General features: G+C 73.4%; 22 protein-coding genes. 9 read left to right on the top strand and 13 right to left on the bottom strand.

All coding sequences use genetic code 11. The features are described 5' to 3' along the window. Positions 1 to 3: 3 nt before the first annotated feature. From ACZ46W_RS11695 to ACZ46W_RS11680, 4 genes are all read right to left on the bottom strand, one after another. A complete protein-coding gene (locus ACZ46W_RS11695; protein WP_468335144.1) occupies positions 4 to 1272 on the bottom strand; it encodes an NAD(P)/FAD-dependent oxidoreductase in 1269 nt (422 codons plus the stop codon). Positions 1273 to 1380: 108 nt separating this feature from the next. Next, positions 1381 to 2703, bottom strand: coding sequence for a deoxyguanosinetriphosphate triphosphohydrolase (locus tag ACZ46W_RS11690; protein ID WP_468336941.1), 1323 nt, complete (start codon positions 2701 to 2703; stop codon positions 1381 to 1383). A gap of 55 nt (positions 2704 to 2758) precedes the next feature. Continuing rightward, positions 2759 to 3697, bottom strand: a complete 939-nt coding sequence (locus ACZ46W_RS11685) for a sirohydrochlorin chelatase (RefSeq protein WP_468335140.1) — start codon at positions 3695 to 3697, stop codon at positions 2759 to 2761. 80 nt (positions 3698 to 3777) lie between these two features. Beyond that, positions 3778 to 4485 (bottom strand): hypothetical protein, encoded by a 708-nt coding sequence (locus ACZ46W_RS11680; protein WP_468335137.1) that lies wholly within the window; start codon positions 4483 to 4485, stop codon positions 3778 to 3780. Between the two features lie 105 nt (positions 4486 to 4590). Between ACZ46W_RS11680 and ACZ46W_RS11675 the strand changes: the two genes are divergently transcribed. From ACZ46W_RS11675 to ACZ46W_RS11665, 3 genes are all read left to right on the top strand, one after another. Next, entirely contained in the window at positions 4591 to 5304 is a 714-nt protein-coding gene (locus ACZ46W_RS11675; RefSeq protein WP_468335134.1) for an aquaporin, read from the top strand. Positions 5305 to 5449: 145 nt separating this feature from the next. Next, positions 5450 to 6118, top strand: a complete 669-nt coding sequence (locus ACZ46W_RS11670; protein WP_468336938.1) for a SanA/YdcF family protein — start codon at positions 5450 to 5452, stop codon at positions 6116 to 6118. Positions 6119 to 6248: 130 nt separating this feature from the next. Further along, complete coding sequence (locus ACZ46W_RS11665; protein ID WP_468335131.1) at positions 6249 to 8339, top strand: molybdopterin oxidoreductase family protein; 2091 nt, start codon at positions 6249 to 6251, stop codon at positions 8337 to 8339. On the opposite strand, the gene ACZ46W_RS11660 is transcribed toward ACZ46W_RS11665, so the two are convergent. Genes ACZ46W_RS11660 through ACZ46W_RS11640 form a run of 5 tightly spaced genes read right to left on the bottom strand, consistent with a single transcriptional unit; the run spans position 8284 to position 13236 of the window. After that, complete coding sequence (locus ACZ46W_RS11660; RefSeq protein ID WP_468335128.1) at positions 8284 to 8712, bottom strand: gamma-glutamylcyclotransferase family protein; 429 nt, start codon at positions 8710 to 8712, stop codon at positions 8284 to 8286. The two genes, ACZ46W_RS11665 and ACZ46W_RS11660, sit on opposite strands and share 56 nt — an antisense overlap. After that, positions 8709 to 9032, bottom strand: coding sequence for a divalent-cation tolerance protein CutA (cutA, locus tag ACZ46W_RS11655; RefSeq protein WP_468335125.1), 324 nt, complete (start codon positions 9030 to 9032; stop codon positions 8709 to 8711). Before cutA ends, ACZ46W_RS11660 begins: the two co-directional genes overlap by 4 nt. A 17-nt stretch (positions 9033 to 9049) precedes the next feature. Beyond that, positions 9050 to 10903 carry an ABC transporter ATP-binding protein gene (locus tag ACZ46W_RS11650; protein ID WP_468335122.1) on the bottom strand — a complete coding sequence of 618 codons (1854 nt, stop codon included), beginning with the start codon at positions 10901 to 10903 and terminating at the stop codon, positions 9050 to 9052. Then, entirely contained in the window at positions 10900 to 12633 is a 1734-nt protein-coding gene (locus tag ACZ46W_RS11645) for an ABC transporter ATP-binding protein (RefSeq protein WP_468335119.1), read from the bottom strand. The genes ACZ46W_RS11650 and ACZ46W_RS11645 overlap by 4 nt, the downstream gene beginning before the upstream one ends. Positions 12634 to 12636: 3 nt before the next feature. Then, on the bottom strand, positions 12637 to 13236 hold the full coding sequence (locus ACZ46W_RS11640; protein WP_468335116.1) for an NADPH-dependent FMN reductase: 600 nt from the start codon (positions 13234 to 13236) through the stop codon (positions 12637 to 12639). 53 nt (positions 13237 to 13289) lie between these two features. Between ACZ46W_RS11640 and soxR the strand changes: the two genes are divergently transcribed. The 3 genes from soxR to ACZ46W_RS11625 all read left to right on the top strand — a co-directional run bounded on the left by soxR (position 13290) and on the right by ACZ46W_RS11625 (position 15469). Beyond that, entirely contained in the window at positions 13290 to 13745 is a 456-nt protein-coding gene (soxR, locus tag ACZ46W_RS11635) for a redox-sensitive transcriptional activator SoxR (protein WP_468335113.1), read from the top strand. Positions 13746 to 14086: 341 nt separating this feature from the next. Then, positions 14087 to 14686, top strand: coding sequence for a hypothetical protein (locus ACZ46W_RS11630; protein ID WP_468335110.1), 600 nt, complete (start codon positions 14087 to 14089; stop codon positions 14684 to 14686). 102 nt (positions 14687 to 14788) lie between these two features. Further along, positions 14789 to 15469: a class F sortase gene (locus tag ACZ46W_RS11625; RefSeq protein ID WP_468335107.1), complete on the top strand. Its 681-nt coding sequence runs from the start codon at positions 14789 to 14791 to the stop codon at positions 15467 to 15469. On the opposite strand, the gene ACZ46W_RS11620 is transcribed toward ACZ46W_RS11625, so the two are convergent. From ACZ46W_RS11620 to ACZ46W_RS11605, 4 genes are read right to left on the bottom strand one after another with little or no spacing between them, the layout of a single operon-like run. Beyond that, the gene (locus ACZ46W_RS11620; RefSeq protein WP_468335104.1) at positions 15466 to 16242 is read right to left on the bottom strand and encodes a sulfite exporter TauE/SafE family protein; all 777 of its coding nucleotides are present in this window, start codon (positions 16240 to 16242) and stop codon (positions 15466 to 15468) included. The two genes, ACZ46W_RS11625 and ACZ46W_RS11620, sit on opposite strands and share 4 nt — an antisense overlap. A gap of 25 nt (positions 16243 to 16267) precedes the next feature. Beyond that, positions 16268 to 16918: a LuxR C-terminal-related transcriptional regulator gene (locus ACZ46W_RS11615; RefSeq protein WP_468335101.1), complete on the bottom strand. Its 651-nt coding sequence runs from the start codon at positions 16916 to 16918 to the stop codon at positions 16268 to 16270. A gap of 13 nt (positions 16919 to 16931) precedes the next feature. Next, positions 16932 to 18125, bottom strand: a complete 1194-nt coding sequence (locus ACZ46W_RS11610) for a sensor histidine kinase (protein WP_468335098.1) — start codon at positions 18123 to 18125, stop codon at positions 16932 to 16934. 9 nt (positions 18126 to 18134) lie between these two features. Beyond that, a complete protein-coding gene (locus ACZ46W_RS11605; RefSeq protein ID WP_468335094.1) occupies positions 18135 to 18560 on the bottom strand; it encodes a hypothetical protein in 426 nt (141 codons plus the stop codon). 194 nt (positions 18561 to 18754) lie between these two features. On the opposite strand from ACZ46W_RS11605, the gene ACZ46W_RS11600 reads away from it, so the two are divergent. From ACZ46W_RS11600 to nirD, 3 genes are read left to right on the top strand one after another with little or no spacing between them, the layout of a single operon-like run. Next, entirely contained in the window at positions 18755 to 19936 is a 1182-nt protein-coding gene (locus ACZ46W_RS11600; protein ID WP_468335091.1) for an NAD(P)/FAD-dependent oxidoreductase, read from the top strand. A 1-nt stretch (position 19937) separates the two neighbouring features. After that, entirely contained in the window at positions 19938 to 22475 is a 2538-nt protein-coding gene (gene nirB, locus ACZ46W_RS11595; protein ID WP_468335088.1) for a nitrite reductase large subunit NirB, read from the top strand. Continuing rightward, the gene (nirD, locus tag ACZ46W_RS11590; RefSeq protein WP_468335085.1) at positions 22472 to 22813 is read left to right on the top strand and encodes a nitrite reductase small subunit NirD; all 342 of its coding nucleotides are present in this window, start codon (positions 22472 to 22474) and stop codon (positions 22811 to 22813) included. The genes nirB and nirD overlap by 4 nt, the downstream gene beginning before the upstream one ends. Positions 22814 to 22822: the final 9 nt, after the last annotated feature.

Below are 22822 nucleotides of genomic sequence, written 5' to 3'. Positions count from 1 at the left end.
ATTCTACGGGTGGGGCAGGACTTCACCGAGCGGTGTGGCGGGGTCGGCGAGGGCCTCGGGGTCCACGGGCGTACGGGAACGGACGAGGTCCTGGATGCCGGGTGTGACGTCCCACACATTCACGTTCATCCCGGCCAGCACGCGGCGCTCCTTCAGCCAGAAGGCGATGAACTCCCGCTTGCCCACGTCGCCGCGGAGCACGACCTGGTCGTAGGAGCCGGGCGGTGCCCAGCCGCTGTACTCCATGCCGAGGTCGTACTGGTCGGAGTAGAAGTAAGGGACCCGGTCGTAGGAGACGTCCTGGCCGAGCATGGCGCGGGCGGCGGCGGGGCCGCCGTTGAGGGCGTTGGCCCAGTGTTCGACGCGCAGCCGGGTGTGCAGGAGGGGGTGCTCGGCGGCGGCCACGTCACCGGCGGCGTGGATGTCCGGGTCGGAGGTGCGCAGCGAGGCGTCGACGGCGATGCCGCCGCCGTGGGCGCGGTCGACCAGGGCGAGCCCGGCGTTCTCGGCGAGGGCGGTGCAGGGGGCGGCGCCGACCGCGACCAGCACGGCGTGGGCGGGGTGTTCCTCGCCGTCCTCGGTGCGGGCGGCCAGCACCATGCCGTCCTGGCCCACGATCTCGGTGAGGCGGGTGCCGAAGCGGAAGCGGACCCCGCGCTCGGCGTGCAGGTCGGTGAAGAGCTGGCCCAGCTCGGGGCCGATGACCCGGTACAGGGGGGTGGGGTCCGGTTCGACGACGGTGACCTCGGCGCCGTATCCGCGTGCGGCGGCGGCGACCTCCAGGCCGATCCAGCCGGCCCCGGCGATCACCAGGTGGCCGTTGTCGCGGCCGAGCGCGGCGAGGGTGCCCTGGAGCCGGTCGGCGCCCGGCAGGCGGCGCAGGTGGTGGACGCCGGCGAGGTCGGTGCCGGGGATGTCGAGCCGGCGCGGCTCGGCGCCGGTGGCCAGCAGGAGCTTGTCGTAGCCGATGGTGGTGCCGTCGCCGAGGCGTACCGTCCGGGCGGTGCGGTCGACGGCGGTGACGGGCTGGCCGAGGTGCAGCTCGATGTCCTTCTCCGCGTACCAGCCGGACTCGTGGACGAAGGCCTTGTCGCGCGGTTCCTTGCCGGTGAGGTAGCCCTTGGACAGGGGCGGGCGTTCGTAGGGCGGGTCGACCTCGTCACCGATGAGGATCACGCGGCCGGTGAAACCTTCGGAGCGGAGTGTCTCCGCCGCCTTGGCCCCGGCCAGTCCCCCGCCGACGATGACGAAGGTCTGATCTGCGTCGACCACTTGTTGCCTCCTGGTGGTTCCGGGATTGCCACGCTACGCCGCCGTCCACCAGCAGCGTCCCGTACGGAGCGTGATGTCGGAAGAGGACGAAGGGAACGGGCGCCTCGTTCAGCGGCGGCTGGTCAGGCGGGCGTGCAGGGTGCGGGCGGAGGCGTCGGTGAGCGAGGCGATCTGGTCGACGATCACCCGCTTGCGGGCCCGGTCGTCGGGTGCCGCGTCGAACAGGGCGCGGAACTGGGGGTCCAGGCCCTCGGGCGCGCGGGCGGTCAGCGCCTCGGCCAGTTCGGCGAGTACGACGCGCTGGTCGGCCCGCAGCGCCTCCTGCTCGGCGCGCTGCATGACGTACCGGTCGGCGACCGCCTTGAGCACCGCGCACTCGTTGCGGGTCTCGCGCGGTACGACGAGCTCGGCGGCGTAGCGGGTGAGGCGGCCGGTGCCGTGGGCCCGGCGGGTGGCGGCCTCGGCGGCGAGGCAGAAGCGGCCGATGAGCTGGCTGGTGGCGTCCTTCAGGCGGGCCTGGGCGATGGCGGTGCCGTCGTAGCCGTGCGGCCACCACTCCTGCTCCATGAGCCGGTCGAGGGCGTCGGCGAGCTCCTGCGGGTCGGTGCCGGCGGGGACGTACCGCCCGATGGCGACGCGCCAGATGTCGGCGCGCTCGGGTTCGGCGAGCAGCAGGTTGGGGTCGATGTGCCCGGCGTGCAGGCCGTCCTCGAAGTCGTGCACCGAGTAGGCGACGTCGTCGGACCAGTCCATGACCTGGGCCTCGAAGCACTGGCGGTGTCCGGGGGCGCCCTGCCGCACCCAGGCGAAGACGGGGAGGTCGTCCTCGTACACCCCGAACTTGGGCGAGTCGGGGTCGGTGGGGTGGGCGCCGCGTGGCCAGGGGTACTTGGTGGCGGCGTCGAGGGCGGCACGGGTGAGGTTGAGTCCGACGCTGACGAGCTCGCCGGTCGCCTCGTCGGGGATGAACCGCTTGGGTTCGATGCGGGTGAGCAGGCGCAGTGACTGGGCGTTGCCCTCGAAGCCGCCGCAGTCCTTGGCGAAGTCGTTCAGGGCCTGTTCGCCGTTGTGCCCGAAGGGCGGGTGGCCCATGTCGTGCGAGAGGCAGGCGGCCTCGACGAGGTCGGGGTCGCAGCCGAGGGCGGCGCCGAGCTCGCGGCCGACCTGGGCGCACTCCAGGGAGTGGGTGAGCCGGGTGCGGGGGCTGGGGTCCCAGGCATGGCTGCGGGAGCCGGGAGTGACGACCTGGGTCTTGCCGGCCAGGCGGCGCAGCGCGCTGGAGTGCAGCACCCGTGCGCGGTCCCGCTGGAACGCGGTGCGGCCCGGCCGCTTGTCGGGCTCGGTGGCCCAGCGCGCGGTGGCCGTCGCGTCGTAAGTACCGCTCGTACCGCTTGTGCTGTTCGTGCTGTTCGTGCCGTCGATACCGTCCATGCCGTCCATGCCGTTCATGCACTGAAGGTAACCGCAGGGACTGACGGTGAACCGGTCAGACGGAGACCAGTTGGGAGGAAGGGGGGACGCACGGGCGAGTGAGGGCCTGGTCGTAGCGGTGGAGGACGAGCCGGGCGAGGGCGGGGTGCGGGCCGAGGGGTGCGGCGGCGATCCAGGGCGCGGCGGCGGCGCTGCGGGTGGCGAACAGGCCGGGGGCGGTGAAGTAGGACGCGACGGCTATCCGGTGGCGGCCCCTGGCGGCGAGGGCGCGGACGGCCTCGGGGACGGTGGGCGAGGCGGCGGAGGCGTACGCGGGGAGGACGGGTACGCCGCCGAGGCGCTCGCCGAGCAGCGCGGCGGTGCGGCGGGTGTCGGCGGCGGAGTCGGGGTCGCGGGACCCGGCGGCGGCGAGCACGACGCCGGAGCCGTGGATGCCGGAGCGGCGGCCGGTGCCGTGCGCGGTGGGCCAGCCCGCCTCGGTGAGCCGGTCGTGGAGCGCCTCGACGAGCAGGGGGTGGGGGCCGAGCGGGGCGGCGACGCGCACGCGCAGGTGGGGTGCGGTGGCGGCGGCGCCGGGCAGGTCGTGCTTGACGTGGTAGCCGCGACTGAGGAGGAGGGGTACGAGAACGGCGTCGCCGCCGTCGAGGCCGGCCAGGGTGTCGGTGAGGAGGGGGGCGTTCAGTTCGATGTGGCCGAGCCGTACCGGGAGCCCGGGCCGCAGTTCGCGGACCTGGTCGAGCAGGGCGTTCACGGTGGTCAGGGCGCGGGGGTCACGGCTGCCGTGGGCGACGGCGACGAGGGTGGGCAGGTGGGGTGTGCTCATGGGCCTGCGCGTTCCGTTGAGGTGGAGATGGGTGAGCTGGGTGCCGAGCTGCGCGGTGATGCGGGTGAGCATCTGGGCGGTGGTGCCGAGGGGCTGGGGCTCGTGGGGATCGGTCTCGGGGGGCTGGGGCTCGTGGGGCTTGGGCTCGTGGGGATCGGCCGGCTCCGTCATGCACCGATGGTGGCGGGCGGGTGTTGCCGTGTCGTTGCGCGGGGGTGACGGGTGTTTTCCACCGGCTCACGCGGGTGGGCTCAGATGTGGGAGACCCAGACGCGGAGGGTGCCGGACGCGGTGAAGCCGTGGTGGAGGGCGGCGGTCAGGTCGTCGCCGTGCTCGTAGCCGACGGCCGGGGCGCCGGGCCACAGGCGGGTGACTGCGGCGAGGCAGCCGGGCCAGGGGTCGGCGCCGTAGACGTTGGACAGGCCCACGACGCCGGAGCCGGGGCTGTGGCTGACGACCGCCCCGGCGACGATGCGGCCGTCCGGGGCGCGGCCCGCGAGGACGGTGGTGGCCGGATCGGCCAGGAGGGCGGGGCGGAACAGGTCCATGGGCGCCCCGCCGCTCCAGGCAGCCTCCCAGGCGGCGAGGCCGGCGGCGGTGCGGACGGGCTCCCAGGGGGCGGCGCCCCCGAGCGGCGGGGCGGGCGCGCCGGCGGGACGGTGGATCCACCGGGCGTCGAAGAGCGGCTCGAAGCCGTGCCCGGTCAGGTCAAGGGTGGCGAAGCTGTCCTTGACCGAACAGCCGGGCACGCTCCGGTCGATGCCGTCGAGCAGCTCGTGCGGCGCGGCGTCCGGGGCGAGGGTGACGGCGTCCGGGTAGTACGGCGGCGTTCGGCGCGGGTGCGTCCAGGCGCGGTCGCCGAAGGTGCCGGCACCCAGGCCGTGGGCGCGGCACAGGGCGTCGCACCACTCGGCGTTGTTGCGGGCGGCAGCGCGGACCCAGGTGCCCGGTGTGGTCATGCGGGTCATCGTGCCAGGGCGTACCGCAGAGAACGATCTTTTTTACCCGCTATCTTCTTTTCGAAACGCGGAATCAGTTTTCCGCAGAAAGGAAGTGGGGGTTTCATGGGTGGTACGCAGAGGGAGCTGCCACGCCGCGCCTGCGCGGAACTCGTCGGTACCGGGGCGCTGGTGGCCGTCATCATCGGTTCGGGCATCCAGGCCACCGGTCTCAGTCACGACGTCGGGGTGCAGCTCCTGGCCAACTCCCTGGCCTCGGCGATCGGCCTCGGCCTGCTCATCGCGCTGTTCGCGCCGGTCTCCGGTGCCCACCTCAACCCGGTCGTCACCCTCTCCGTGTGGTGGACCGGACGCGGCCGCCGCGACGGCCTGACCGGCCGGGAGGTCGTCCTCTACATCACCGCCCAGTTGGCCGGCGCGGTCGCGGGCGCCCTGCTCGCCGGGGCCATGTTCGGGCGGGCGCCCGGCAGTTGGTCCACGCAGCTCCGCTCCGACGCCCATCTGCTGCTCGGCGAGACCGTGGCCACCGCCGGTCTGGTGCTCCTCGTCCAGGGCCTGGACCGCATCGGGCGCGCCCAGCTCGCCCCGCTGGCGGTCGCCGCGTACATCGCGGCCGCGATCTGGTTCACCTCGTCCGGTTCCTTCGCGAACCCGGCCGCGACGGTGGGGCGCTCGCTGACCGACTCGTTCACCGGCATCGCGCCCGCCTCGATGCCGGGCTTCATCGCCGCCCAACTGCTCGGCGGCCTGCTGGGGGCGGGGCTCGCCGCGCTCCTGTACGGCGGGCGGCCGCCGTCGAGATCACACCTGGCCCAGTGAACCGGGCGGGCCGTTCCGGCGTCGGAAGAGGCGGAGGTGGGGCGTGGGATTCCGACAGAGGGTCCGGTCGGCGGGGGTTCGGCCGGCGGAGGTTCGGCCGGCGGGGGTTCGGCCGGCGGAGGTTCGGCCGGCGGGGGTTCGGTCCATACGGTCGAGGCTGAGGTGGCCGGTGAGCCGGCGCGGGCAGCGGCGGCTGGCGCAGGGCGTCATGCTGGGGTGCGTCCTGGCGCTGGCGCCCGCCACCTGGATGCACGCCGTCGCCGACGGCCGGCTGCGCACGACGGCGGACGTGCCCGCGCAGGACGTGGCCGTCGTCTTCGGGGCCGGCCTGTGGAAGGGGCGCCCGACGCCGTACCTGGCGCACCGGCTCGACACCGCCGCCGCCCTGTACCGGGACGGCAAGGTGAAGGTCCTCCTCGTCACCGGGGACAACGGCCGCGTCGAGTACGACGAGCCGGACGCCATGCGCGCCTACCTGCGGGAGCGGGGCGTGCCGGACGGGCGGATCGTCAGCGACTACGCGGGCTTCGACACCTGGGACTCGTGCGTCCGCGCCAAGAAGATCTTCGGCGTCGACCGGGCCGTCCTGGTGACCCAGGGCTTCCACATCCGCCGGGCGGTCGCGCTCTGCCGGGAGGCGGGCATCGACACCTACGGCGTCGGCGTCGACGAGCCCCGGGACTCGGTCTGGTACTACGGGGCGGTCCGCGAACTGGTCGCGGCGGGAAAGGCGGCCCTGGACGCGGCGGTGGAACCGGACCCGACGTTCCTGGGCCGCGAGGAAACGGGCGTGGCCGAGGCGCTGGGGCGCTGACCGGGCGTGGCGAAGGCGCCGGAGCACCCGTACGCCTCACCGGTCCGGCGGGCACGGACGGAGCCGGCCGTACCGGGCATGTAATGCGGCGTGTCGGTGGGCGTAACACGCGCGTCGCATGCTCGGGGGCATGCTCACCGCCACCACCCCCACGCACTGCCCGTACTGCGCCCTTCAGTGCGGGATGAACCTCAGGCCCGCCGACAACGGCGTCGAGGTGGTGGAGCGCACGGACTTCCCCGTGAACCGGGGTGCCCTGTGCGGTAAGGGACGTACCGCACCCGCAGTGCTCTCCTCCCGGGTCAGGCTGGACGGGCCCCTGGTCCGACGCCCCGCCACAGGCGAGCTCGAACCCGCCTCCTGGGAGGAGGCCCTGCGTGCCGTCGCCGACGGGCTGCGCGGCACCAGGAACAGGCACGGGGCCGACGCCGTCGGCGTGTTCGGGGGCGGCGGGCTGACCAACGAGAAGGCGTACACGCTCGGCAAGTTCGCCCGGCTGGTCCTGGGGACCTCGCAGATCGACTACAACGGCCGGTTCTGCATGTCGTCCGCCGCCGCCGCGCACCAGCGGGCCTTCGGCCTCGACAGGGGCCTGCCCTTCCCGCTGGAGGACATCCCCCGCACCGGCTGCGTGATCCTCGTCGGGTCGAACCTGGCCGAGACCATGCCCCCGGCCCTCCGCTATCTCACCGAGCTGAAGGAGAACGGCGGCAGGCTCATCGTCGTCGACCCCCGCCGCACCCGGACCGCCGAGCAGGCCGACCTCCACCTCGCACCCCGCCCCGGCACCGACCTGGCGCTCGCCCTCGGGCTGCTGCACCTGGTCGTGGCGGAGGGACGGACCGACGAGGAGTTCATCGCGAGCCGTACGACGGGCTGGGCCGACGCCCGGGCCGCCGCCATGTCCCACTGGCCCACGCTCGTCGAGCGGATCACCGGCGTACCTGTACCGCAGCTCCGGGAGGCCGTGGCGATGTTCTGCGACGCGCCCGAGTCGATGGTGCTGACCGCTCGCGGGCCCGAGCAGCAGTCCAAGGGCACCGACACGGTCGGCGCCTGGATCAACCTGTGCCTGGCCACCGGCCGCGCCGGCCGGCCCCTGTCCGGGTACGGCTGCCTGACCGGGCAGGGCAACGGGCAGGGCGGCCGCGAGCACGGCCAGAAGGCCGATCAGCTCCCCGGCTACCGCAAGCTCGACGACCCCGCCGCCCGCGCCCACGTCGCCGGCGTGTGGGGCGTCGACCCCGACACGCTCCCCGGGCCGGGGCGCAGCGCCTACGAGCTGCTCGACGCGCTGGGCACCGACATCAAGGCGCTGCTGCTCATGGGGTCCAACCCGGTCGTGTCGGCGCCGCGCGCGGCGCACATCCAGGAGCGGATCGAATCCCTGGAGTTCCTGGCCGTGGCGGACGTCGTCCTGTCCGAGACCGCCGCGCTCGCCGACGTCGTCCTGCCCGTCACCCAGTGGGCGGAGGAGACCGGCACCCTCACCAACCTCGAAGGCCGCGTCCTGCTGCGCCGCCGGGCCGTCGACCCGCCCGAGAACGTACGCAACGACCTTGAGGTGATGCACGCGCTCGCCGGGCTGCTCGGGTGGGAGAAGGGCTTCCCCACCGACCCGGAGGAGGTCTTCGACGAGCTGCGCCGCGCCTCGGCCGGCGGGCCCGCCGACTACGCGGGCATCAGCTACCGCCGCATCGCGGAGGAGGACGGCGTCTTCTGGCCGTGCCCCGAGCCGGACCACCCCGGCACGCCCCGGCTGTTCCTGGACCGGTTCGCGACGCCGGACGGGCGGGCGCGGTTCGTGCCCGTGACGCACCGGGCGGCGGGCGAGGAGACGGACGACGCCTACCCGGTGGTGCTGACGACCGGGCGCGTCGTGTCCCAGTACCAGTCGGGCGCCCAGACCCGGCGCGTCGCGGAGCTGAACGCCGCCGCGCCCGGGCCGTTCGTGGAGCTGCACCCACGGCTGGCCGAGCGGCTGGGCGTCGCCGAGGGCGAGCCGGTCGCGGTGGTGTCGCGGCGCGGGCGGGCCGTGGCACCGGCGCGGATCACCACGGGCATCCGGCCGGACACGGTGTTCATGCCGTTCCACTGGGCGGGGGAGGGCCGGGCGAACACGCTGACCAACCCGGCGCTCGACCCGACGTCCCGGATGCCCGAGTTCAAGGTGTGCGCGGTGCGCCTGGAAGCGGTGCGTCCCGAAGCGGCCGGCGACTGAGCCAGTCCCCGCCCGCTATCGGCTCACCGAGCCGCACGGTGGACGCCGCGACGTACACCCACGCCCGGACGCTCGCCCCGTCCCGGGTGCGCACCACCTCGCACACCTGCCGCTCGTACCCGTGTTCCAGGCGGTCCAGTACGGCCACGAGCGCCTCGTACCGGCCGGGCGCCGCGCTGATCAGCTCACCCGCCACCTGGCCCGCGCCCCGGACCAGGTAGGGGTACCCGGGCCCGTCGTACAGCAGGGCGCCCGCCAGCCGCGCCGGTTCCTCCGCCGCCGTACGGCCGCGGAGGAACCGGTCGTGGTTGTACTCGCCCGGGCGCAGCGTCCCGTACACGAAGAAGGGCAGCTCCGCGGTCGTCCCGGTCATCGCGCCGACGTCTCCCGCTGCATCCACGCCAGGTAGTCCGCGCTGCCCCGCACCACCGGCAGGGCGAGGATCTCGGGCGTGTCGTAGTCGTGCTTCGCGGCGATGTACTCCGCCAGCGTGTCGTAGCAGGCCTCCGTCGTCTTGAAGAACACCTGCCACTCCTGGCTCGTCTCGATGGCGTTCTGCCAGTGGTAGACGGAGGTGACCGGGCCGGAGACCTGCGCGCAGGCGGCGAGCCGCGCCTCCACCGCGCCACGGGCCAGCTCCTGGGCCTTGTCGGCGCTGTCGGTCGTGGTCAGGACGGTCAGGGCCAGGGTCACGGTCTCTCCTTCACCTGCTAGGCCACGGCGGCGAACTGCGCCGCGTACAACCGAGCGTACGCACCTCCGGCCGCCAGCAGCTCGTCGTGCGTGCCCTGCTCGACGATCCGGCCCGCCTCCATCACCAGGATGACGTCCGCGTCCCGGATGGTGGAGAGCCGGTGCGCGATCACGAAGCTGGTCCGCCCTTCCCTGAGGGACGACATGGCCCGCTGGATCAGCACCTCGGTGCGGGTGTCGACGGAGCTGGTGGCCTCGTCGAGGACGAGGATCGACGGTTCGGTGAGGAACGCGCGGGCGATGGTGAGGAGTTGCTTCTCACCGGCGCTGAGCCCCTCCCCGCCGTCCTCGACCAGCGTGTCGTAGCCGTCGGGGAGCGTACGGATGAACCGGTCGGCGTGGGTGGCCATGGCCGCCTCGACGATCCGCTCGCGCGGCACCTCGCCCGGCACTCCGTACGCGATGTTGTCGGCGATCGTGCCGCCGAAGAGCCAGGTGTCCTGGAGGACCATGCCGATCCCGGAGCGCAGTTCGTCCCTCGACATCGCGGCCACGTCGACGCCGTCGAGCACGATGCGGCCGCCGGTCGTCTCGTAGAACCGCATCAGCAGGTTGACCAGCGTGGTCTTGCCGGCGCCGGTCGGGCCGACGATGGCGACCGTCTGGCCGGGCTCGACCGTCAGCGTCAGGTCCTCGATCAGGGGCTTGGCGGGCTCGTAGCGGAAGGCGACGTTCTCGAAGGAGACCCGGCCCTCCCGCTTCCGTACCCGGACCGGGCCGGCCGTGCCCTGGCTCTCCTCCTCCGCGTCCAGCAGGTCGAAGACCCGCTCGGCGGAGGCGACGCCCGACTGGAGGAGGTTGGCCATGGCGGCGACCTGGTTGACCGGGCCGTTGAACTCGTACGAGTACTGGACGAAGGCCTGGACGTCGCCGATCGACAGCGTCCCGGACGCCACGCGCAGCCCGCCGACCACGGCGATGAGTACGTAGCCGAGGTTGCCGACGAAGGTCATCGCGGGCTGGATGAGTCCGGAGACGACCTGGGCGCGGAAGCCCGCCGCGTACAGCCGCTCCCCCAGCTCGTCGAAGGCGTCCACCGCCTGCTGCTTGCGGCCGAAGACCAGCACCTCGGCGTGGCCGCTGTACATCTCCTCGACGTGGGCGTTGAGCTTGCCGGTGACGGACCACTGCTCGACGAACTGCGGCTGGGCGCGCTTGCCGATGAGGGTGGCAACGAGGACCGAGAGGGGGACGGTCGCGAGGGCGATCAGCGCGAGCAGCGGCGATATCCAGAACATCATCGCCAGGACGCCCACGATGGTGAGCAGCGCCCGCACCATCTGGCCGAAGGCCTGCTGCATGGTCTGGGTGATGTTGTCGATGTCGTTGGTGGCGCGGCTGAGGATCTCACCGCGCGGCTGCTTGTCGAAGTACGCGAGGGGCAGTCTCGCCAGTTTCGCCTGGGCCCGCTCGCGCAGCCGGTGCCCGGCGCGCTGGACGACGGTCATCGCGAGCCGCAGTTGCACCCAGGTGAGGGCGGCGGCGGCCGCGACCACGCCGAGGGCGAGGGCGAGTGCCTGGGCGACGGCCCGGAAGTCGACGCCGGCGGGGCTCGCCGCGCCGGTGACGACGAGGTCGGTGGCGTGGCCGAGGATCTTGGGCGAGGTGACGGCCAGGGCGACGGAGGCGGTGGCGGCGGCGAGGACGCCGAGGATCCGGTGGCGGTCGGGGGCGAGGGTGCCGAGGAGGCGGAGGGCGGAGCGGCGGAAGTCCAGGGAACGTTCGAGGGACGGGGTGGCCGGGCCGGGGCCTCTTTGGTGGACGGCGGGTCCACGGCGCTCGGGGGCGCGTCGGCTCTCCGGCGTGCTCATGCGGCTTCCTCCTCGGTGAGCTGGGAGAGGACGATCTCCCGGTAGGTGTGGTTGTCCCGCATGAGTTCCTCGTGGGTGCCGGTGCCGACGACCCGGCCCTGGTCGAGGACGACGATCCGGTCGGCGTCGCGGATGGTGGAGACGCGCTGGGCGACGATGACGACGGTCGCGCCCGCGGTCTCCTCGGCGAGGGCGGCCCGCAGCCGGGCGTCCGTGGCGTAGTCGAGTGCGGAGAAGGAGTCGTCGAACAGGTAGATGTCGGGCCGGGCGGCGAGCACGCGGGCGATGGCGAGGCGCTGGCGCTGCCCGCCGGAGAGGTTGGTGCCGCCCTGGGAGACCGGGGAGTCCAGGCCGTCCTCCAGTCCGCGTACGAAGTCGGCGGCCTGGGCGACCTCCAGCGCGTGCCACAGTTCGTCGTCGGTCGCGTCGGCCTTCCCGTACCGCAGGTTCGTCGCGACGGTCCCGGAGAAGAGGTACGGCTTCTGCGGTACGAGTCCGACGGTGCGGGCCAGCAGGCCGGGCTCCAGGTCGCGAACGTCGGTGCCGCCGACGCGGACCTCGCCGCCCGTCGCGTCGAACAGCCGGGGCACCAGGTTCAGCAGGGTGGTCTTGCCGCTGCCGGTGGAGCCGATGACGGCGGTGGTGCGGCCGGGGCGGGCGGTGAGGTCGACGGCGCGGAGGACGGGTTCCTCGGCTCCGGGGTAGCGGAAGTCGGCGGCGCGGATGTCGAGGTGGCCGGGGCCGCGCAGTACCCGTACCGGTGCCGGGGGCGGGGCGACGGACGGTTCGGTGTCGAGCACTTCCCGGATGCGTTCGGCGCTGACCTCGGCACGCGGCGTCTGCATCATCAGGAACATCGTCATCATCACGGCCATCAGGATCTGCATCAGGTAGCTGAGGAACGCGATCAGCGAACCGGCCTGGAGCGAGCCTGAGTCCAGCCGGAGCCCGCCGAACCAGATGATCGCGACGGTGGCGCCCTCCCAGACGAGCAGGACGGTCGGGAACATCAGCGCCATCAGGCGGCCGGAGCGCAGCGCGACGGTCAGCAGCTCGGCGTTGGCGCCGGCGAACCGGTACTGCTCGTGGCGGTCGCGGACGAAGGCGCGGACGACGCGGATGCCGGTGATCTGCTCCCGCACGATCCGGTTGACCTCGTCGACGCGCTCCTGCATCCCCCGGAACAGCGGGGGCAGGCGGCGCATGATGAGGCCGACGGCCCCGGCGAGGAGCGGGACGAACACGAGGATCAGCAGCGCCAGCGGCACGTCCTGCCCGACGGCCATGACGATGCCGCCGAGGCACATCAGCGGCGCGGCGACCAGCATGGTCAGGGCGAGGAGCGCGAGGGTCTGCACCTGGGTCACGTCGTTGGTGGTGCGGGTGATCAGGGAGGCGGCGCCGAAGCGGCCCATCTCCCGTACGGAGAAGTCCTGTACGCGGCGGAAGACGGCGGCGCGCAGGTCACGGCCGATGCCCATGGCGACGCGGGCGCTGAAGTACACGGCGGTGGCGGCGGCGAGGACCTGGAGCAGGGTGACGGCGAGCATCAGGCCACCGGTGGACAGGATGTGGCCGGTGTCGCCGCGCAGCACGCCGTTGTTGACGATGTCGGCGTTGAGGGTGGGCAGGTAGAGGGTGGCGAGGGACTGGACGAGCTGGAGCAGGACGATCAGCGCGATCGTCCGCCGGTAAGGGCGCAGGTGGGCGCGGAGCAGGCGCAGCAGCATGGTTCATCCGCCGTACGGCTGGAGGGACTTGGCGTTCCGCAGGGCATGGCCCCACCAGGCGAGCTGGTCGAGCATCGTCTTGGCGGCGGCGTCGGGGGCGGTGGGGTCCTTGTGGCGGCCCTCGTCGTCGAAGTGGCCGCGGGCGTTGTGGAAGGAGACGGTGTCGCGGACGGTCACGGCGTGCATCTCGGCGAAGACCTGGCGCAGTTGCTCGACGGCGCGCAGGCCGCCGGACATGCCGCCGTAGGAGACGAAGCCGACGGGCTTGGCCTGCCATTCGGTGTAGTGCCAGTCGATGAGGTTCTTGATGGAGGCGGGGAAGGAGTGGTTGTACTCGGGGGTGAGGACGACGAAGGCGTCGGCGGCGGCCAGCCTGGGGCTGAGGCCGGCGAGCTTGTCGCGCACGGCGGGCGCGGGGTCGTAGGACAGGGTGGTGGGCAGGTCGTTGGCGGGGTCGGCGAGGTCGATGACGTCGACGGTGAAGTCGGTGCGCTGGGTGGCGTTGGCCAGGAACCAGTCGGCGATGACGGGGCCGAAGCGGCCTTCGCGGTTGCTTCCGACGATGACGGCGAGCGAGAGCGGCGAACTCTTGGTGATCTCCATGAGGAAGACCTTGGTACCTCAACCAAACTTGAGGTCAAGCTACTCTTGCGCACATGACGCAACTCGCCTGGAACGCCAAGGAAGCAACCATCGGTGAGCTGGCCCAACGCAGTGGTGTCGCCCCCTCCGCGCTGCGGTTCTACGAACGCGAGGGGCTGATCAAGAGCCGCCGCACGTCCGGCAACCAGCGCCGCTACAGCCGTGACACGCTCCGCCGTGTCGCCTTCATCCGCACCTCGCAGCGACTGGGCATCCCGCTGGCCACGATCCGTGACGTGCTGGGGCTGCTGCCGGAGGACCGCACGCCGACGCCCGAGGACTGGGCGCGCATCTCCGAGTGCTGGCGCGAGGACCTGGACGAGCGGATCAGGACCCTGGAGCGGCTGCGCGACAACCTGACGGAGTGCATCGGCTGCGGCTGCCTGTCGCTGAGCCGCTGCGTGCTGTCCAACCCGGGCGACGAGCTCGCCTCCCACGGCCCGGGACCGCGCCGCCTGATCGAGAGCTGAGCCCCCGTGCCGGGCGCGGCCGGGGGCGGTGGCGGTGGCGCTCGCGGAGGCGGGGGCGATGGGCCGGGGCGGGGGGCGTCGCCGGGGGCGGGGGCGGGGGCGTGGCCGGGAGCGGGGGGCGCGGCCGGGGGGCGGGGGCGTCACCCGTTCGGGGCGGCGCGCCGGGCGGGCCGGGGGCACCCGCGCTGACCTGCGGTGATGCGGGACGTCCAGGGCGGCACGCCGACCCGGACGGCGCAATCTGATGGGGTATCAGCAGGCGGGCGGGGCGGGTGGGGCCTTACCTCGGAGACAGGACAACCGTCTGTCACACGCCGCCCCCCGGCGGCCCGGAGGACCCCATGCACACCACTGCCCGCCTGCTGACCGGTACCGCGCTGGCGGTCGTCTCGCTCGGCGCCCTCGCCTCGCCGGCCGCGTACGCCGCCCACGCCGGTGACTTCGGGAAGCTGGAGGTGTACCCGTCGCCCGCCGAGCCGGGCGAGACCGTCACGGTCAACACCACCGCCTGCGGCAAGAAGGGCCACGGCATCGGTGACGCGGAGTCCCTCGGCGCGGGCGAGTTCGAGCTGTCGCCGGGCACCCACAAGGAGGTCGTGGTGGGGCAGTTCCGGGTCCCCGCCCACACCAAGCCGGGTACCTACGCCATCTCCGTGGCCTGCGACAACGGCAAGACGGCCACCGGCGACCTGGTCGTCAAGCACGGCGGCGGCCACAGCTCGGGCGGGCACGACTCGGGCGGGCACAGCTCCGGCGGGCACGACCAGGGCAGGCACGACCAGGGCGGCCACGTCCCCAGCGGCCACGTGAAGACCGGGGTGGGCGGCAGCGTCGGCCCCGACACCACCCAGATCGCGGCGGGAGCGGCAGTGCTGGCCGCGTCCGCCGCAGGCGGGGTGTGGCTCCTGCGCCGCCGGGCGAGCGGCGCGCAGGACGGCTGACGGGGTCCGTCCCCGTCCCCCGCCCCCGCTCCCCGCCCCCGCCGCGTGTGTCCCCGAGGCCGCGGCGCGGGCGGGGAGCCCCATACCCCCGCGAGGGCAGCCATGACCGACGACGACACCACGAGGAAGGGCGAAGGTGAGGGGCAGGAGACGGGCAGGGAGCAGGGCAAGGAGAAGGGCAAGGGCTGGGGCATAGCGATCGCCGCCTGCATCGGCCTCTGGCTGATCCAGAACGGCTCCAGTGACCTGACCCCGCCCGCCCCCACCGCCGCCGAGGCCTTCGCCGCCGGACCGCACCAGCACACCGACGCGGCCGCCGACCCGCTGCCCGCGTCCGCCCCGGTCCGCGTCCGCATCCCCGAGATCGGCGTCGACGCCCCGGTGATGCGCCTGGGCCTCGCCCCGGACGGCAGCCTGGAGGTCCCGCCCGCCGGGAACCCCAACATCGCCGGCTGGTACAAGGACGGCACCCCGCCGGGCGCCAGGGGCACCGCCATCGTCGCCGGACACGTCGACAACGAGGACGGCCCCGCCGTCTTCTACGCGCTCGGCGCCCTCAAGAAGGGCCACCGCATCGAGGTCACCCGCCGCGACGGCCGCACCGCCGTCTTCACGATCGACGCCATCGAGGTGTACGAGAACGAGGACTTCCCCGACCGGAAGGTCTACGGGCCCGCCGACCGCGCCGAGCTACGGGTGATCACCTGCGGCGGACCGTTCGACGAGAAGACCGGCTACCAGGGCAACGTCGTCGCGTACGCCCACCTCATCGGGGTCCGCTAGGCCCACTGGTCGAACGCGAGCTTCGCCACCAGTGAGAAGACCACCACCAGCAGCACGCCCCGGACGAACTCCGCCCCCTTGCGCAGCGCCATCCGTGCCCCGAACATCCCGCCCGCCAGGTTGAACACCGCCATCAGCGCCGCGAGCTGCCACAGCACCGTTCCCTGGTACGCGAACATCGCGAGCGCCCCCGCGTTGGTGCACACGTTCACGATCTTGGCCGTGGCGGACGCGGTCACCAGGTCCAGGTGGAGCACGGCGGTCAGCGCCAGCACGAGGAACGTGCCGGTGCCGGGGCCGAACAGCCCGTCGTAGAAGCCGATCCCGCCACCGACGAGGACGATCGCCGTGACGACCCGCGCCCGGGTCGCCGGTCCCTTGCCCTCCGCCGTACCGAAGGACGGCCGCAGCATCACGAACGCCGCCACGCCCAGCAGCACCACCATGATGACCGGCCGCAGCACGTCACTGCTGATGCCCGCCGCGAAGAACGCCCCGCCCATCGACCCGGCGAGCGCGGCGAGCCCGATCCGCACCGCCGTCCCCACCCGCACCGGCGCCTTGCGTACGTACGTCACGGCGGCGCCCGTCGTCCCCACGATGGCCACCGCCTTGTTGGTGCCGAGGATGTGGGCGGCCGGGACGTGCGGGAGGCCCAGCAGCAGCGCGGGCAGGAGCAGCAGCCCGCCGCCGCCCACCACGGCATCGATCCAGCCCGCCACGAGGGCGGCCGCACAGAGGAGGACCAGGGTGGTCAGCGATATGTCGGGCATGAAGGCGAGCCTATGCGGCGACCGTTCACGCGTGGGCGTCCAGATAGCGCAGCACCGCCAGGACCCGGCGGTGGCCGCCCTCCCCCGCGGGCAGGTCCAGCTTGGTGAAGATGTTGGCGACGTGTTTCTCGACCGCCCGCTCCGTGACCGTGAACCGCTCGGCGATCGACTGGTTGGTGCGCCCCTCCGCCATCAGCGCCAGCACCTCACGCTCACGCGGCGTCAGCCCGTCCAGGGCCGAGGCGCGGCGGGCCGCCCCGAAGAGCTGGGCGACGACCTCGGGGTCGAGGGCGGTGCCACCGGCCGCGACCCGCTCCAGGGCCGCCACGAACTCACCGATGTCGACGACCCGTTCCTTCAGCAGGTAGCCCACGCCCGCGCCGCCCTCCCCCAGGAGCTGGGCGGCGTACCTGGTCTCCACGTACTGCGAGAAGATCAGCACGCCCGGCGCGGGCGCCGTACCGCGCAGGGCGACCGCGGCGCGCAACCCCTCGTCCGTCTGCGTCGGCGGCAGCCGGATGTCGACGACCGCGACGTCCGGCCGGTGTTCCGCCACCGCCGCGAGCAGCGCGTCGGCGTCACCGACGGCCGCGCACACCTCCACGCCTCGCAGCTCCAGCAACTGCACCATGCCTTCGCGCAGGATGGCGGAGTCCTCGGCGATGACGACCCTCACTATGGGACTCCGATCAGTACGGGATGGCGATGGTCACCAACGTAGGGCCTCCCGGCGGGCTGTCGCACGTCAGCGCCCCGTCAACGGTGCGCACCCGCCCCAGCAGGCCCGTCAGCCCGCTGCCCGCCCCCGGCACCGCGCCGCCCCGGCCGTCGTCGGACACGGCCAGCGACAGCTCCCCGCCCGTGCCCCGCACGTCCACGGTGACGGCGCTCGCCCCGCTGTGCTTGACCGCGTTGGCGAGGAGCTCGGCGGCGCAGAAGTACACCAGGGACTCCAGCGCCGGTGACGGCCGCCGCGCCAGGTCCACCGTGACGGCGACCGGCAGCGGCGCGTCGGCGGCGAGCGTGGCCAGCGCCGCGTCCAGGCCCTGGTCCAGCACGGGCGGATGGATGCCCTTGACGACGGCACGCAGCTCGGCGACGGCCTGTGTGGCGTTGCCCCGCGCGGTGTCGACGACTCCGAGGAGCCGTTCCTCGTCGGCGCCCGCGGTGATCAGCTCCCGGATCAGCGTGAGGTGCATGCCGAGGCCCACCAGCCGCGCCTGGGTGCCGTCGTGCAGGTCGCGCTCGATGCGCCGCAGGGTGGCCGCCGCGTCCTCGACGGCCTGCGCCCGGGTCTCCTCCAGCGCCCGGATGCGCCGGGCCGCCGGGTCCTCGGCGAGCAGGGCGACGAGCAGCGCCGAGTGCGGCGCCAGGGACCGCCGGACGAGCCAGGGCGCTACGGCCAGCAGCGCGAGCCCGCCCAGCACGGTCACCACCCGCGCCTCGCCCGCGCCGACGAGGGGGCCCAGCACGAACAGCGCCCCGTACACATAGCCCACCAGGACCGCCACCAGCGGCAGCGCGGCCGTCAGCGGCGCGGCCAGGGCGCACCCGATGGCCCGCCACCCGGCCCGGTCGCCGAGCACGGCTCGCCGCCACCCGAAGGCCCCGGACTCCGGCCCGGGGCGCCACGCGGGCGCCTCGACGCGCACGTCCAGCAGCACCCGCGCGAGGCGCCGCTGCACCGCGCCCAGCCCGAGGGCACCGCGCACGGTCAGGGCGAGGACCCACGGGCCGAGCGCGGTCACCGACAGGACACCGCCCAGCAGCAGTCCGGCGAGGACGAGGACGAAGCCGGTCACCGCGAGCGGGAAGCCGACGATCGCGTGGACGAGCGCGAACACGGACGCGTGCACGGACGCGTGCACAGAGGGGCGCACCATGGCCCGAACCTAGAGCAGCCGTGCCGCGAGCCGCCCCTGGAGCCCGGTGAGCCCCCGGCCTATCCACGGCATCAGCAGCAGGAAGCCCACCCCGCCCACCACGGCGTGGAACGCCCACGCCCCGGCGAAGGTCGGCCCGCCCCACGCCTGGGCCGGGTCGCCGGCGCGCAGCGGCCAGCCCAGGTTCATGGGCACCAGCGACCAGCCGTAGACGGTGACGACCACGGCGGCCAGATTCAGCGGCGTGGCCAGCAGCGCGTGGAGGACGAGCCGCCACGGGGCCGGGCGGCGGCCGAGGTCCACTCCGAGCAGCCGCGCGGCGGCGAGGTGCGGTACGCACAGCAGCCCGGCGGGCAGGGCCAGCAGCAGGTAAGCCACCCGCTTCCAGGTGGCCGCGCGGAACGGTTCGGTGAGCACGAGAGTGACGGCTTCCATGGCTCAAGGCTCCCGAACACCCGCGCGCCGGGCCATGGTGCCGGCACGAAGATCCGGGGTTCGGTTTCCCCCACCCCCGCACGGGGGACGCCGGGAGCCCTCACGGGGCACGGCGCCGTCCGCTGAGGTCAGCTTTCCGTGCGCGAAACAAACGGGATGCTGCCGGGTAACACCGCCGACGCACGCTGACGGGCATGAGTTCACGGATCGTGGTGGTAGGCGGAGGCACGGCGGGCGCACGCCTCGCCGAGCGGCTGCCGGTCACCCTGCTCGGCGAGGAGCCGCACGCCCCGTACAACCGGGTGCTGCTCGCGGACGTCCTCGCCGGGCGGTACGCGCCCGAGGTCATCGCCCTGCCGACGCCCCGCGACGGCACGACGCGCCACGGCGTGCGCGTGACCGGTGTCGACCGCGCCGCCCGGGTGGTGCACTGCGCGGACGGCGAGGCCTTCGCATACGACCGGCTGGTTCTGGCCACCGGCTCGAACCCGGTGCTGCCACCGCTGCGCGGCCTCGGTGGCGGGCGGCTGCCGGCCGGGGTGCACGCCTTCCGGACGCTCGACGACTGCCTGGCGCTGGACGCGCTGGTGGCGCCCGGGGTGCGGGCGGTGGTGATCGGCGGCGGCCTGCTGGGCGTGTCGGCGGCCCGCGCGCTGGCGGCCCGGGGCGCGGAGGTGGTGCTGGCCCAGCAGGGCGAGCACCTGATGGAGCGCCAGCTCGACGCCGAGGCGGCGCGCCTGCTGCGCCGCCACCTGGAGGCGGACCTTGGCGTGGAGGTCCACACCGAGTGCCGCGTCCGGGGGCTGCGGTGCGTGGACGACACGGTCGAGGCGGTGGAACTCGCCGACGGCTTCGTCCTGGACGCGGACGTCGTCGTCATCGCGTGCGGGGTCCGGCCGCGTGTGGGCCTCGCCCTGGAGGCGGGCCTGGACGTGCGGCGCGGGATCGTCGTGGACGACCAGCTCCGCACCTCCGACCCGTACATCCACGCCATCGGCGACTGCGCCGAGCACGACGGCCGCCTCTACGGGCTGGCCGGCGCCGCCCTGGAGCAGGCCGACGCCCTCGCGGACGTCCTGCTGCACGGCACCGGCGCCTACCGGGGCACGCGCGCGTTGACCCGGCTCAGCATGGACGCCCTCGAACTGGCGGCGTTCGGCGAGGCGACGCCGCTGCCCGGTGACGACACCGTGCGGCTGGCGGACGCGACGAGCGGCGCGTACCGCAAGGTCGTCGTCCGCGGCGACCGTCTCGTCGGCGGCGTGCTGCTCGGCGATCTCGGCGCGGTCGGGGCGCTCGCCCGGGCCTGGGAGGGCGACGAGGCCCTGCCGGAAGCGCCCCTGCTCCACCTGCTCACCCATGACGGAGGCTCCTGAAATGGCCCACATGCCCACAATCGTCCTCGTCGGCCACGGCATGGTCGGCCAGCGCTTCCTGGAGGCCCTCGCCGAGCGGGGCGTCACGGAGCGGGCGCGGATCGTCGTGCTCTGCGAGGAGCCCCGCGCGGCGTACGACCGCGTGCGGCTGACCTCGTACTTCGACGGCAGGACGCCCGACGAGCTGTCCATGGTCGAGGACGGCTTCATGGCCCGGCACGGCATCGAGCTGCACCTGGACGACCCGGCCGAGACGATCGACCGCGAGGCGAGGACGGTCACCTCGCGCGCCGGCCGCGTGATCGCGTACGACACCCTCGTGCTGGCGACCGGCTCGTACCCCTTCGTCCCTCCCGTACCCGGCAAGGACGCGACGGGCTGCTTCGTCTACCGCACGATCGAGGACCTGCTCGCCATCGAGCAGTACGCGAAGACGGCGAAGACCGGCGCGGTGGTCGGCGGCGGGCTGCTCGGTCTGGAGGCGGCGGGCGCGCTCAAGGGCCTGGGCCTGGAGACGCACATCGTGGAGTTCGCGCCGCGCCTGATGCCGGTGCAGGTGGACGAGGGCGGCGGCGCCGCGCTGCTGCGCACCATCGAGAACATGGGCCTCATCGTCCACACCGGTACCGGCACGCAGGAGGTGCTCACCGAGAACGGCTCGGTGACGGGCATGGCCCTGTCGGACGGTTCCACGGTCACCACCGACATGGTGGTCTTCTCGGCGGGCGTACGGCCCCGGGACCAGCTCGCGCGCGACTGCGGCCTGACGGTGGGCGAGCGCGGCGGTATCGCGGTGGACGAGCGGTGCCGTACGTCGGACCCGGCCGTGTACGCGATCGGCGAGTGCGCCCTGGCGGCGGACGGCCGGGTCTACGGGCTGGTGGCGCCCGGCTACGAGATGGCGCTGACGGCGGCCGCGACGATCGCCGAGGAGGAGGCGGACGGCTTCACCGGCGCCGACACCTCCACCAAGCTGAAGCTGCTCGGCGTGGACGTGGCGTCCTTCGGCGACGCACACGGCACCACGGAGAACTGCCTGGACGTCGTCTACTCCGACTCGCGCGCCGGCGTCTACAAGAAGCTCGTCGTGGACGAGGACGGCGTGCTGCTGGGCGGCGTCCTCGTCGGTGACGCCGAGTCGTACGGGATGCTGCGGCCGATGACCGGTACCAAGCCGCCCGTCGCGCCCGAGCAGTTGGTGCTGCCGGCCGGTGCGGGCGCGCCGGTCGCCCTCGGCCCCTCCGCCCTCCCCGACGACGCGATCATCTGCTCCTGCCACAACGTCACCAAGGGCGCTATTTGCGCCTGTTCGTCGTTGCCCGAGGTCAAGAAGTGCACCAAGGCGGGCACCGGCTGCGGCAGTTGCGTCAAGGTGATCCAGCAGCTCCTGCCCAAGCCCGCCGACAGCGGGATGTGCGGCTGCTTCTCGTACACCCGCAGCGAGCTGTACGAGATCGTCCGCACGATGCGCTTCACGTCGTACGCCGAGCTGCTCGACTCGCACGGGCGGGAGGAGGCGCGCGGCGGCGAGGGCTGCGAGATCTGCAAGCCGGCCGTGGCGTCGATCCTGGCGAGCCTGACCAACGAGTACATCCTCGACGGCGAGCGGGCCGCGCTCCAGGACACCAACGACCACTTCCTGGCGAACATGCAGCGCAACGGCTCGTACTCGATCGTTCCGCGCATCCCCGGCGGGGAGATCACCCCGGAGAAGCTGATCGTGATCGGTGAGGTGGCCCGGGACTTCGGCCTCTACACCAAGATCACGGGCGGTCAGCGGATCGACCTGTTCGGCGCGCGCGTGGACCAACTGCCGCGGATCTGGGCGCGGCTGGTGGACGCGGGCTTCGAGTCGGGGCACGCGTACGGCAAGTCGCTGCGGACGGTGAAGTCCTGCGTGGGCCAGACCTGGTGCCGGTACGGCGTGCAGGACTCGGTGAAGATGGCGATCGACCTGGAGCTGCGCTACCGGGGCCTGCGCGCCCCGCACAAGCTCAAGTCGGCCGTGTCGGGCTGCGCCCGCGAGTGCGCGGAGGCCCAGTCCAAGGACTTCGGCGTGATCGCCACGGCCAACGGCTGGAACCTGTACGTCGGCGGCAACGGCGGCGCCACGCCGCGCCACGCGGACCTGCTCGCCCAGGACCTGTCGGACGCGGAGCTGATCCGGCTGATCGACCGGTTCCTGATGTTCTACATCCGCACCGCCGACCGGCTGGAGCGCACCGCGACCTGGCTGGAGCGGCTGGAGGGCGGCCTGGACCACCTGCGCGACGTGATCGTGCACGACAAACTCGGGCTCTGCGACGAGCTGGAGTCGCTGATGGCCGCGCACGTGGCGACGTACCGGGACGAGTGGGCCGAGACGCTGAACGACCCCGAGCGGCTGCGCCGGTTCGTCTCCTTCGTGAACGCCCCGGACGCACCGGACCCGTCGGTGAAGTTCGTCCCGGAGCGCGGCCAGATCAAGCCGGACCTGACGATCCTGACGCTGGAACCCCTGACGTCCACGGACTCCCTGGAAGGAGCTTCCGCCCGATGATGCTCGAACTCTCCCACGGTGACGAGTGGTTGCCGATCTGCGACGACTCGGTGCTGACGCCGGGACGCGGCATGGCGGCGCTGCTGCCGGACGGGCGGCAGGTGGCGCTCTTCCGGGACCGGGCGGGCCGGTGGTACGCGATCGACAACCGGGACCCGTTCACGGGCGCCCAGGTGCTGTCGCGCGGCCTGATCGGGTCGGCGGGCGGGCGGCCGTTCGTGGCGTCGCCGCTGCTGAAGCAGCGCTTCGACCTGGAGACGGGGCGGTGTCTGGACGACGAGGAGGTCTCGGTGACGGTCTTCGAGGTCCGGGCGCGCGAACTCGCCACGGTTTCTTGACCGTTCGTT

It is taken from the genome of Streptomyces sp. NPDC031064, assembly GCF_055570965.1.
This window is presented reverse-complemented; position numbering and strand designations above follow the sequence as displayed.

Bases quoted from the DNA above. Each gene is read 5' to 3' on its own strand.
- ACZ46W_RS11690 (WP_468336941.1), bottom strand. From the start codon at position 2,703: ATGGACGGTATCGACGGCACGAACAGCACGAACAGCACAAGCGGTACG.
- ACZ46W_RS11685 (WP_468335140.1), bottom strand. From the start codon at position 3,697: ATGACGGAGCCGGCCGATCCCCACGAGCCCAAGCCCCACGAGCCCCAG.
- ACZ46W_RS11680 (WP_468335137.1), bottom strand. From the start codon at position 4,485: ATGACCACACCGGGCACCTGGGTCCGCGCTGCCGCCCGCAACAACGCC.
- ACZ46W_RS11675 (WP_468335134.1), top strand. From the start codon at position 4,591: ATGGGTGGTACGCAGAGGGAGCTGCCACGCCGCGCCTGCGCGGAACTC.
- ACZ46W_RS11665 (WP_468335131.1), top strand. From the start codon at position 6,249: ATGCTCACCGCCACCACCCCCACGCACTGCCCGTACTGCGCCCTTCAG.
- ACZ46W_RS11660 (WP_468335128.1), bottom strand. From the start codon at position 8,712: ATGACCGGGACGACCGCGGAGCTGCCCTTCTTCGTGTACGGGACGCTG.
- ACZ46W_RS11650 (WP_468335122.1), bottom strand. From the start codon at position 10,903: ATGAGCACGCCGGAGAGCCGACGCGCCCCCGAGCGCCGTGGACCCGCC.
- ACZ46W_RS11645 (WP_468335119.1), bottom strand. From the start codon at position 12,633: ATGCTGCTGCGCCTGCTCCGCGCCCACCTGCGCCCTTACCGGCGGACG.
- ACZ46W_RS11640 (WP_468335116.1), bottom strand. From the start codon at position 13,236: ATGGAGATCACCAAGAGTTCGCCGCTCTCGCTCGCCGTCATCGTCGGA.
- soxR (WP_468335113.1), top strand. From the start codon at position 13,290: ATGACGCAACTCGCCTGGAACGCCAAGGAAGCAACCATCGGTGAGCTG.
- ACZ46W_RS11630 (WP_468335110.1), top strand. From the start codon at position 14,087: ATGCACACCACTGCCCGCCTGCTGACCGGTACCGCGCTGGCGGTCGTC.
- ACZ46W_RS11625 (WP_468335107.1), top strand. From the start codon at position 14,789: ATGACCGACGACGACACCACGAGGAAGGGCGAAGGTGAGGGGCAGGAG.
- ACZ46W_RS11620 (WP_468335104.1), bottom strand. From the start codon at position 16,242: ATGCCCGACATATCGCTGACCACCCTGGTCCTCCTCTGTGCGGCCGCC.
- ACZ46W_RS11610 (WP_468335098.1), bottom strand. From the start codon at position 18,125: ATGGTGCGCCCCTCTGTGCACGCGTCCGTGCACGCGTCCGTGTTCGCG.
- ACZ46W_RS11605 (WP_468335094.1), bottom strand. From the start codon at position 18,560: ATGGAAGCCGTCACTCTCGTGCTCACCGAACCGTTCCGCGCGGCCACC.
- ACZ46W_RS11600 (WP_468335091.1), top strand. From the start codon at position 18,755: ATGAGTTCACGGATCGTGGTGGTAGGCGGAGGCACGGCGGGCGCACGC.
- nirB (WP_468335088.1), top strand. From the start codon at position 19,938: ATGGCCCACATGCCCACAATCGTCCTCGTCGGCCACGGCATGGTCGGC.
- nirD (WP_468335085.1), top strand. From the start codon at position 22,472: ATGATGCTCGAACTCTCCCACGGTGACGAGTGGTTGCCGATCTGCGAC.